Annotated in this window: 8 protein-coding genes; 3 read left to right on the top strand and 5 right to left on the bottom strand. The window is 74.6% G+C overall.

Annotated elements, in window-relative coordinates:
* Window positions 1-248 precede the first annotated feature (248 nt).
* Window positions 249-1,007: a dienelactone hydrolase family protein gene (locus CCN42_RS33575; protein WP_086741224.1), complete on the bottom strand. Its 759-nt coding sequence runs from the start codon at window positions 1,005-1,007 to the stop codon at window positions 249-251.
* A 106-nt stretch (window positions 1,008-1,113) separates the two neighbouring features.
* Entirely contained in the window at window positions 1,114-1,734 is a 621-nt protein-coding gene (locus tag CCN42_RS33570; protein WP_169731574.1) for an L-threonylcarbamoyladenylate synthase, read from the bottom strand.
* Between the two features lie 133 nt (window positions 1,735-1,867).
* Between CCN42_RS33570 and CCN42_RS33565 the strand changes: the two genes are divergently transcribed.
* Together CCN42_RS33565 and CCN42_RS33560 are read left to right on the top strand one after the other, a co-directional pair.
* The gene (locus CCN42_RS33565) at window positions 1,868-2,350 is read left to right on the top strand and encodes a MarR family winged helix-turn-helix transcriptional regulator (protein ID WP_086741223.1); all 483 of its coding nucleotides are present in this window, start codon (window positions 1,868-1,870) and stop codon (window positions 2,348-2,350) included.
* A 104-nt stretch (window positions 2,351-2,454) separates the two neighbouring features.
* Entirely contained in the window at window positions 2,455-3,981 is a 1,527-nt protein-coding gene (locus CCN42_RS33560) for a helix-turn-helix domain-containing protein (protein ID WP_086741222.1), read from the top strand.
* Between the two features lie 127 nt (window positions 3,982-4,108).
* Here the strand turns inward: CCN42_RS33560 and CCN42_RS33555 are convergent, their stop codons facing one another.
* Both CCN42_RS33555 and CCN42_RS33550 read right to left on the bottom strand, forming a co-directional pair.
* A complete protein-coding gene (locus CCN42_RS33555; protein WP_086741221.1) occupies window positions 4,109-5,149 on the bottom strand; it encodes an NAD(P)-dependent alcohol dehydrogenase in 1,041 nt (346 codons plus the stop codon).
* A gap of 15 nt (window positions 5,150-5,164) precedes the next feature.
* Window positions 5,165-5,827: a TetR/AcrR family transcriptional regulator gene (locus CCN42_RS33550; protein ID WP_086741220.1), complete on the bottom strand. Its 663-nt coding sequence runs from the start codon at window positions 5,825-5,827 to the stop codon at window positions 5,165-5,167.
* 174 nt (window positions 5,828-6,001) lie between these two features.
* Between CCN42_RS33550 and CCN42_RS33545 the strand changes: the two genes are divergently transcribed.
* Window positions 6,002-6,238 (top strand): hypothetical protein, encoded by a 237-nt coding sequence (locus CCN42_RS33545; RefSeq protein ID WP_086171842.1) that lies wholly within the window; start codon window positions 6,002-6,004, stop codon window positions 6,236-6,238.
* Between the two features lie 98 nt (window positions 6,239-6,336).
* On the opposite strand, the gene CCN42_RS33540 is transcribed toward CCN42_RS33545, so the two are convergent.
* Complete coding sequence (locus tag CCN42_RS33540) at window positions 6,337-9,090, bottom strand: SpoIIE family protein phosphatase (protein WP_086741219.1); 2,754 nt, start codon at window positions 9,088-9,090, stop codon at window positions 6,337-6,339.
* Window positions 9,091-9,243 lie beyond the last annotated feature (153 nt).

Raw genomic sequence — 9,243 nt, 5'->3', positions numbered from 1 at the left:
AAACACGCCCGGACGGCGGCCAGGGCCGCCGTCCGGGCGTGTTTGAGGGATGCGAGCATGCCTCACCTCCGTGCGGGGAGCGCTGTGGGGGGACCGGAGTGGACGGTTGGGGTGGACGGGTGGAGTGGCCGGACCGTTCGTGGGTCTGGTCCGGACCAGCTCTTGAGAGCGCTCTCAGATTCGCGCCACGTCGCGCTCATGTCAATGACTGCGACGCGGCCGGAACCGATCGGTGAGGTGAGCCGGCGTCAGCGGGACTGTCGGAACGTGCGGCTCAGCAGATCCAGCATCGCCGCCCGGTGCCGCCGGTCGCCCTCCTCGTCGTACGCGGAGGTGTCGCCCTGGGTGTACCCGTGCTGCGTGCCCGGATAGACCTCGCAGCGGTGCCGGACCCCCGCCTCGGACAGCGCCTTCTCCAGCCGCTCCAGCTCCTTTGCGGAGTCGTTCTCGGCCTGCCCGAAATACACCTCCGCGGTGATGCGGTCGGCCAGCAGATGCGGGCTGTCCGGCAGGTCCGTCGCGAGCCGCGCCCCGTGGAACCCGGCCACCGCGGCGACCCGGTCCGGATGGGTGCCCGCCGTGTACAGCGCGAGCTGGGCACCCATGCAGTAGCCGACCAGCGCGACCGGGCCGTCCGCCGCCGCCGGGCAGTCGGCGAGATACCCCAGGTACGCGTCCGCGTCCCGCATCGCCAGGTCGGGGGTGAGGGCGAGCACCAGCGGGGCGAGGCGCCGGAACAGCTCCGGCCGCGCCTCGTCGCCGATGAACTCCGGCAGCTCCACCACCGGGGCGCGCCCGTTGCGGTAGAGCACGTTGGGCAGCAGCACCGTGTACCCGGCGGCGGCCAGCCGGTCGGCCATCGACCGCAGCCCGGGGCGCGGTCCGAAGGCGTCCATGAAGAGCAGCACCGCCGGGTGCGGACCGCCGTCCTCCGGGTGGACGAGGTAGGCGTCGGCGACGCCGTCCTCGGTGCGGATCTCCACGGCGGTTCCCTGTACGGCGGTCATGGCGGCGCGGTCACCTCGCTGTGCTGGGCGGTCAAGTCGGGCCGGGCGGCCGGGCTCGGGCCATGGTGGCACGCGCGACGCCGGCCGCCGGGCCGCCCCACGGGGGCTACTCGAACCGCGTGGTGTCTCCCGCGCCCCGCCGGACGATCTCCACGTCGCCGCCGGAGAAGTCGATGACCGTCGTCGGCTCGGTGCCGCAGTCACCGGAGTCCACCACCGCGTCCACCACGTGGTCGAGGCGGTCCTTGATCTCCCAGCCCTGGGTCATCGGCTCGTCCTCGTCGGGCAGCAGCAGGGTGCTCGACAGCAGGGGTTCGCCGAGTTCGGCGAGGAGGGCCTGGGTGACCACGTGGTCGGGGATGCGCACCCCGACCGTCTTCTTCTTCGGGTGCATCAGGGCGCGCGGCACCTCCTTCGTCGCCGGGAGGATGAAGGTGTAACTGCCGGGCGTGGACGCCCTGATGGCCCGGAAGACGTCCTTGTCCACCCGGACGAACTGGCCGAGCTGTGCGAAGTCCTCGCACACCAGGGTGAAGTGGTGCCGGTCGTCCAGCCGGCGGATGGAGCGGATCCGGTCGACCCCGTCCCGGCTGCCGAGCCGGCATCCCAGCGCGTAGCAGGAGTCCGTCGGGTACGCGATGAGCGCACCGGACCGGACGCCGTCGGCGATCTGCGCGATGGTGCGCGCCTGCGGGTTGTCGGGGTGCACGTCGTAGTACTTCGCCATCCGTCGAGCTTATGCCGTCGGAACGCTCCCTACCGCTCGGCCCCACCCGGCCGGCCCTCGCCGCTCGCCGGAGCCACGCCCCAGCCGACCGGGGCTTTGACATGGGTATGGCTGTATACCTATTCTGGGTGTCATGTCCGACACCGGCGCACCCGCGCAGCGCACCGCTCGCGTGGCCTCCGAGCTCGCGGCCTGCCTGCCCGCGCTGTACCGGGCTCTGGACCGGCGGATCGGCAGGGAGTTCCCCCACCCCAAGCCGCCGGAGGGCCAGCTGATGCTGCTGCGTTTCGTCGCGCAGCAGGAGGGCTGCACCGTGCGTGAGGCCGCCGAGGCCCTGCTGATGAAGCCGAACAACGTCAGTGCGCTGGTCTCGCAGATGACCGAGCGGCAGCTGCTGGAGCGCCGGCAGGACCACGACGACAAGCGCGTCGCCCACCTGCACCTCACCGAGACCTCCCGGCGCCGGCTCGCCGAGGTCCGTGAGCTGGAGGAGGCCCACCTCGGTGAGGCTCTGGGCGCCCTCACCGACGGCGAGAGGGACGCCCTCGGCGCCGCCACGGACGCCCTGGCGTCGCTGGCCCGCCACCTCCACTCCGCGCCCGCCGGGACCCGCTGACGCCCGCCGCTCCCCCCAGGACCGAGGACCCCTGGGGCCGCCGGACGTGAGGTAACGTCCCCCCTCACGAGCGAGGGCAGGACGAGGAACGAGGAGAAGCCGACATGGCCGGCCGGGCACACGGGGCCGTCATGGGCGCCGCGCACCACACCGCCACTGCGACCTGGGCGGAAGAACTCCTGGACCAACTGCGGCCGAACGGGCGGGACCCGCGCCGGGTCGTCGCCTGGCTCGCCGCGGCCGTCGCCGCCGACGTCTGCCTGGCCGAGTCCGACGGCACCCCACTGGCCGGCCGCCCGGTCCCCGCGGACCCGGCGCTCACCGCGGACATCGCGACCGGCCGGATCGCCGCCGCCGCGCTGGAGGACCACGGCCGCCATCTCCGCCTGCTACCCGTCACGTTGCCGCAGCGCGCGCGGGTGGCCGTGCTCACCGTGGCACGCGCCGCGCCCTTCGACCGGCGCGCGGCCGACATCGTCACCCACACCGCCGGCGTCCTGGAACTGCTGCTGCGCGCCCACGAGACCGCCGCCGCCGGACACCGGCTCGAACAGGCCGCGTCCGACCTGCGGCTGGCGATCCTGCAACTGCTCATGGTCGAGGACACCGTCTCCGCCCGCCGGGTCGCCGCCGGGCTGTGGCCCGGACTCCTCGACACCGAGACGGCCTGCGTGTACGTCGCCGAATGCCGGCCCGAGCAGCGCGACCGGCTCGCCGAGGCCTGCCTCGACGCCACGGGGGAACGGGCCCTGGTGGTGCGCTGCCCCGCCATGGACGGCCACGTCATCGTCGTCGTACCGGGCGAGACGGCCGCGGACGAGCTGCGGTCGCTGGTCGACGGCAGGCCCGGCACATTCCTCGGCGGCAGCACCCGGCAGAGCCTCGCCCGGACGGCGACCGCCTACGGGCAGGCGGTCAGCGCCCTGGCCGTCGCCCGCTTCCGGTCCGACCGGGCCGCGCTGTACGCCGAACGCACCCGCCCGGAACGCCTGATGGACCCGGTCCCCCTGCGCGACTGGACCCGCACCGTGCTGCGCCCCCTGGACGGCCTCGCCCACCACGTCCGCGCCGAACTCCTCGCCACCACCCGGCTGGGCCTGGAGTTCACCGCCGTGAACACGGCGAAGGTGCTCGGTGTCAGCCGCAACACCGTCCGGGCCCGCATGGACCGCGTGGAGGGACTGCTGGGCGCCGACTTCTCCGACCTGGCCGGGCGCGCCGCCGTCCACCTGGCCCTCAACACCCAGGCCGGGCTCGGCGGCACCGTCCACGACCCCGCCGCCGCGGGCCGCACCGGCCTGGGCGACCTGCTGTCCGGGCCGGCGGTGCGGACCTGGGCGCACGCCCTGCTCGCCCGCCTGGACGCCGACGGACGCGACCTGCGCGGCACCCTGCGCGCCTGGATCGCCGCCGGCGGCAACGCCGAACGCGCCGCCCGGCGGCTGGGCGTCCACGCGCAGACCGTCCGCGAACACGTCCGCGCCGCCGAACCCGTCCTGGAGCGCCAGCTGCTCGCCGCGGGCAGCGACCTGTACGAGGTCGTCCTCGCCCATCTGGCGCTCGGCGACCTCCCCGAACCCGCCCTGCGCACGGCAGACCGGAACAATAAGGACTCGGCTGTGCACGGGTGAGTCCTCCGCGCACCGGAGCTGGCATCGACGCGGTTTCCCAGCCACGCGCCCGGGACGTAGGTTCGCTACCGCCGGGAAGGCGCGACCGGAGCGGGGGACCGGTCGCGCCTCCACGCGGCGACACCGCTCAGCCGTGCGGCAGGATCACCGCACGGCCGCCGATCTTCCCCGAGTGCAGCCGCTCGTAGGCCAGCGGGGCGTCGTCCAGCGAGAACGTCTCGGTGTGCACCGACACCGCGCCCGCCCGGGCCAGCGCCAGCACCTCCACCAGCTCCGCCCGGCTGCCCCAGTACGGGGCGCTCACCGACACCTCGAAGGGCAGCAGCCCGAAGCCGACGGGCAGCGCCCCGCCGCCGATGCCGACGATCGTGACATCGCCCTCGACGGCCGCGAGCGCCCCGGCGGTCCGTACGGTCGGCTCGGCCCCGACGAAGTCGAACACCGCCTCGGCGCCGACACCCCCGGTGATCTCGCGCACCGCGTCCGCCGCCCGCTCGTCCGAGCGCACCGCCTCATGCGCGCCCACCTCGCGGGCCAGCCGCAGCTTGTCGTCGCTCACGTCCAGCGCGACCACCCGGGCCGGGGTCAGCGCCCGCAGCAGCTGGATCGCGACATGGCCCAGGCCGCCCGCGCCGATGACCACCGCGGTCGAGCCCGGCAGCAGCTTCGGCAGGGACCGCTTCACGGCGTGGTACGGCGTCAGCCCCGCGTCCGTCAGTGATACCGCCGCCACCGGGTCCAGCCCCTCCAGCGGCACCAGATGCCGGGCGTCGTCGACCAGCAGGTACTCCGCCATCGCGCCCGGTGCACCCAGCCCCGGCGGGTGGATGCCCAGCTCGGCGGCGCGCAGACAGTAGTTCTCCTTGCCCTCGGCGCACTTGGCGCAGGTGCCGCAGCCCCACGGCCCGTAGACCGCGAACGCCTCACCCTCGCGGATCCCGGCCACACCGGCGCCGAGCGCGGCGGCCGTGCCGACGCCCTCATGGCCGAGGGTGAGCGGCAGGGCGTACGGGAAGCCCTCGGCGGGCCAGCTCATCACCGCGATGTCGGAGTGGCACACACCGGCGGCGGTCACCTTCAACAGAACCTGGCCCGGGCCCGGTCCGGGATCGGGGACCGCCACCACCTCGGGTGCGGCGCCGACGGTGCGGTACTGAAGTGCCTTCATGGCCGTACTCCTTGCTCACTGTGCGGCGGTGCACTGGGCGGCCGCGTCCGCGGCCTCCCCGGACAGGGCGTCGTAGGCCCGCTCCACCAGTGCGGCGAGGTCCGCTGATCCCCGGTCGTCGTCCCCGGCGCCGCGCGCCCACAGGCGCAGCGCGGCGGTGAGGACACCGGCGGCGGCCTCGGCGACGACCGCGGGACGCGGATCCCGGAGGCCGTCGGTGCCGAGCCGGCCGGCGAGGATCCGGACCGACTCGTCCTGGGCGTCGACCCGGATGCGCGCATAGGCGGCGAACAGCGCGGGCTCCGCGTCCACCAGCGCCAGCAGCCGCCGCATCCGGGGCCGCGGATGCCAGGCCGGGGCCTCGGGGTCGGCGAGCCACTCCCGTACCGCCCGGCGGTAGGCGAGCAGCGGCGGTTCGCCGGGCGGGCGGGCGCGGAGGCGGGCGTTGATGAGGACGCCGTCGAGCCGGGCGAAGTCCAGGGCCGCGTCCTCCTTGCCGGTGAAGTGCCGGCTGAAGGTGCGGCGGGTGACGTCGGCGCGCTCGGCGATCGCCTCCACCGTGGCCGCCGCCAGGCCGCGCTCCAGGATCAGCTCCAGGGCGGCCGTGGCCAGCGCCGACCGGGTCCGCCGCGCCCCGCGGTGCCGGCGGTCCTCGGTCGCGGACCGCGTCGCCTCCACGTCTTCGAGGGTACGCCCGCGCGTGTCCCGAGGGGACACATGTCCCGACGGGACAGACGGCTGGCGGTGGCCTGCCGACCCGGATGCCGCTGGTGTGGCCCTGCGAACGACGGGTACCCGGCCCGCAGCTCCGAGAGCTACGAGACATCGACCGCACAGAAGGAGGAGGCCCGAGTGACCAGCAGCACGGAGACCGGCGGTGTGACCGGCACGGCGGACAAGGACTACAACCTCATCTGGTACGTGGAGGCGTGCCTCGGCAACGCGCTGCGTCTCGAGCAGTACATCCAGGACGCTGAGCGCCAGAAGGACACCGAGGTCGCGGAGCTGTTCCGCAAGGCCCAGGCGGACAGCCGCAAGGGTGCCGAGCTGGGCAAGGAACTGCTGCGAGCCCGGCTCAGCGGCGGCTGAGGGCACTCACCCCGCACGGCCCGGCCCCCGGGACAGCCCGGGGGCCGGGCCGTTGCCGTGCGGCAGGGGCCGGCCCCGTCAAACCCTTGGCGGCCGGCTCACGGCAGGGGCTGTTCCGCCCAGATCACCTTGCCGGACGGGAGATAGCGGGTGCCCCAGCGTTCGGCCAGCTGGGCGACGAGGAACAGACCACGCCCGCCCTCGTCCGTCATCGCGGCGTAGCGCAGGTGCGGGGCCGTACTGCTGCTGTCGAAGACCTCGCAGATCAGGGTGCGGTCGCGCAGCACCCGTACCCGGATCGGGGTGCCGCCGTACCGGATCGCGTTGGTGACCAGTTCGCTGAGGATCAGCTCCGTGGTGAACGCCAGGTCCTCCAGGCCCCAGTCGGCCAGCCGCCGGGTGACCGAGGAACGCACCTCCGCCACCGCCGCCGGATCGGGCGGCACGTCCCAGGCGGCGACCCGGTCGGGGCCCAGCGCCCGGCAGCGGGCCACGAGCAGGGCGATGTCGTCGCTCGGCCGGGCCGACAGCCGCGCGTCCACGACCGCCCGGCAGGTGTCCTCCGGCGACGGACCGGCGTGCTCCAGCGCCTCGCGCAGCAGATCGAGTCCGACGTCGATGTCCCGGACCCGGTCCTCCACCAGCCCGTCGGTGTACAGCACCAGCCGGCTGCCCTCCGCCAGCTCCAGGTCGGCCGTCTCGAACGGCAGCCCGCCCAGGCCCAGCGGGGGACCGGCGGGCACCTCGGGAAACTCCACCACACCGTCCTGGCGGACCAGGGCGGGCGGCGGATGCCCGGCGCGGGCGATCGCGCAGTGCCGGGACACCGGGTCGTAGATGGCGTACAGGCAGGTCGCGCCCGTGACCGGGGCGCTGCCGTCCTCCTCGGCCTCGTGCTGGTCGATCCGGGCCACCATCTCGTCGAGCAGCGTCAGCAGCTCGTCGGGCGCCAGGTCCAGCGCCGAGAAGTTGTGCACGGCCGTCCGCAGCCGGCCCATGGTGGCCGCCGCGTGCAGCCCGTGCCCGACGACGTCGCCGACCACCAGGGCGACCCGGGCCCCGGACAGCGGCAGTACGTCGAACCAGTCCCCGCCCACCCCGGCCTGCGCCGGCAGATACCGGTAGGCGACGTCCAGCGCGTTCTGCTCGGGCAGGCTGCGCGGCAGGAGACTGCGCTGGAGGGTGACCGCCATGGTGTGCTCGCGGGTGTAGCGGCGGGCGTTGTCGATGGAGACGGCGGCCCGCGCCACCAGTTCCTCGGCGAGCGCCAGGTCCTCCGCGTCGAACGGCTCGGGCTTGCGGGAACGCCAGAAGTTGGCCAGCCCCAGGACCAGCGATCCGGCCCGCAGCGGTGCGGTGATCAGCGAGTGGATGCCGTACTCCAGCACCTGCGCGGTGCGTTCCAGGTCCTGCGCCTGCCAGCCGGGGGCCGCGTTCAGCCGGGGTTCCAGGATGGCCTGCCCGGTGCGGAGGCTGCGCGCCTGCGGTGAGGAGCCCACGAACCGGATCCGCCGGCCCACCGGGTACAGCGGCGGATCCTGGCGGATCCCGCCGAAGGCGGTGCGGCGCAGCTCCAGCCCGGCCTCCGGCTGCTCCCCGGCGAGCACCGCGTCGAACAGGTCCACGGTGACGAAGTCCGCGAACCGGGCCACCGCCAGCTCCGTCAGCTCCTCCGCCGTCCGGGTCACATCGAGGCTGGTGCCGATGCCGACGCCGGCCGCGTACAGCATGTCGAGGCGTTCCCGTGCCACCTCAGCCCGGCCGGACAGGGCGCGCAGTTCGGTGGAGTCGCGCAGGGTCGCCACACTGCCCGCCGGGCCGCCCGCCACGTCCGTGGGCCGCTGGTTGATGGCCAGCAGCCGGTCCTTGACCAGCCGGACCTCGTCCGTGGCGACCCGGCGGGAGGCCAGCAGCTCCGCGGTGGCCGGGTCGAGGCCCAGCTCCCGCACGTGCCGGCCCTCGGCGTCCTCGGGCAGGTCCAGCAGCCGCCGTGCCTCGTCGTTGGCGAGCAGCAGCGCGCCCTCGCCGTCGATGATGAGCACGCCCTCGCGGACGGCGTGCAGCACCGCGTCGTGGTGCTCGTACATCCGGGTCATCTCGCGCGGGCCCAGCCCGTGCGTCTGCCGCAGCAGCCGCCGGCTCACCAGCGCGGTGCCCGCCGTGGCCACCGCGAGCCCCACCGCCGCGGCGACCAGCACCAGCGGCAGCTGCCGGTCCGCGGCGCCGCCCACGTGCTCGGTGGTGACCCCCGCCGAGACCAGGCCGACCACGGTGCCGTCGGGCTCCTGGACCGGCACCACGGCCTGCACCAGCCGCCCGATCGTCCCGTCGATCTCCTCGGTCACCGGCTCACCGGCCAGCGCGGGCTCGATGTTCCCGACGAACTTCTTGCCGATGCGGTCGGGCAGCGGGTGGGTGTAGCGGATGCCGTCCGGGTTCATCACGACGATGAAGTCGACGCCCGTCGCCTCGCGTGCCGCCTCCGCGCGCGGCTGGAGCACCGCCGTGGGATCCGGGGCGGAGAGCGCCTCCAGGGTGCCCGGCGCCGCGGCGAAGGTCTCGGCGACGGCGAGGGACCGGTTGCGGGCCTCCTGCGTGCTGTCGTAGCGGGCCTGGAGCACCAGCGCCACCACCGCGGCGGCGACCAGCACCAGCACGACGACGACCTGGAGCACGAAGACCTGCCCGGCGACACTGCGTCCGCTCAGCACCAGGCGCAGTCCGCCCGCGGGGCCCGGCCGGCCGGNNGGCCCCGGACCGCTGTCCGGCAGCGCCCGTGACACACGCCGGACGCGCGCGGTGTCGGGCGGTCCGGTGGACCGAGCCCGGGATCGACCCAAATGTCGGACCATGTGCCCTGTCTACACTCCCCGGCCCCGGGAGGCGAGGGACGTCACCCGGGGCTGTCGTACGGTCGGGTTCATCCGGTGTGCCGGAGGTGATGCCATGGCCGGGTCCGGTGGGTGGGCTGGGAGTGGTGCCGTGGTCGTGCCCGGTGGGTGGGC

It is taken from the genome of Streptomyces glaucescens (genome assembly GCF_002154375.1).
In the GTDB taxonomy this organism is placed as follows: domain Bacteria; phylum Actinomycetota; class Actinomycetes; order Streptomycetales; family Streptomycetaceae; genus Streptomyces; species Streptomyces glaucescens.
This window is presented reverse-complemented; position numbering and strand designations above follow the sequence as displayed.

Bases quoted from the DNA above. Each gene is read 5' to 3' on its own strand.
- CCN42_RS33565 (WP_086741223.1), top strand. From the start codon at position 1,868: ATGTCCGACACCGGCGCACCCGCGCAGCGCACCGCTCGCGTGGCCTCC.
- CCN42_RS33575 (WP_086741224.1), bottom strand. From the start codon at position 1,007: ATGACCGCCGTACAGGGAACCGCCGTGGAGATCCGCACCGAGGACGGC.
- CCN42_RS33570 (WP_169731574.1), bottom strand. From the start codon at position 1,734: ATGGCGAAGTACTACGACGTGCACCCCGACAACCCGCAGGCGCGCACC.
- CCN42_RS33555 (WP_086741221.1), bottom strand. From the start codon at position 5,149: ATGAAGGCACTTCAGTACCGCACCGTCGGCGCCGCACCCGAGGTGGTG.
- CCN42_RS33560 (WP_086741222.1), top strand. From the start codon at position 2,455: ATGGCCGGCCGGGCACACGGGGCCGTCATGGGCGCCGCGCACCACACC.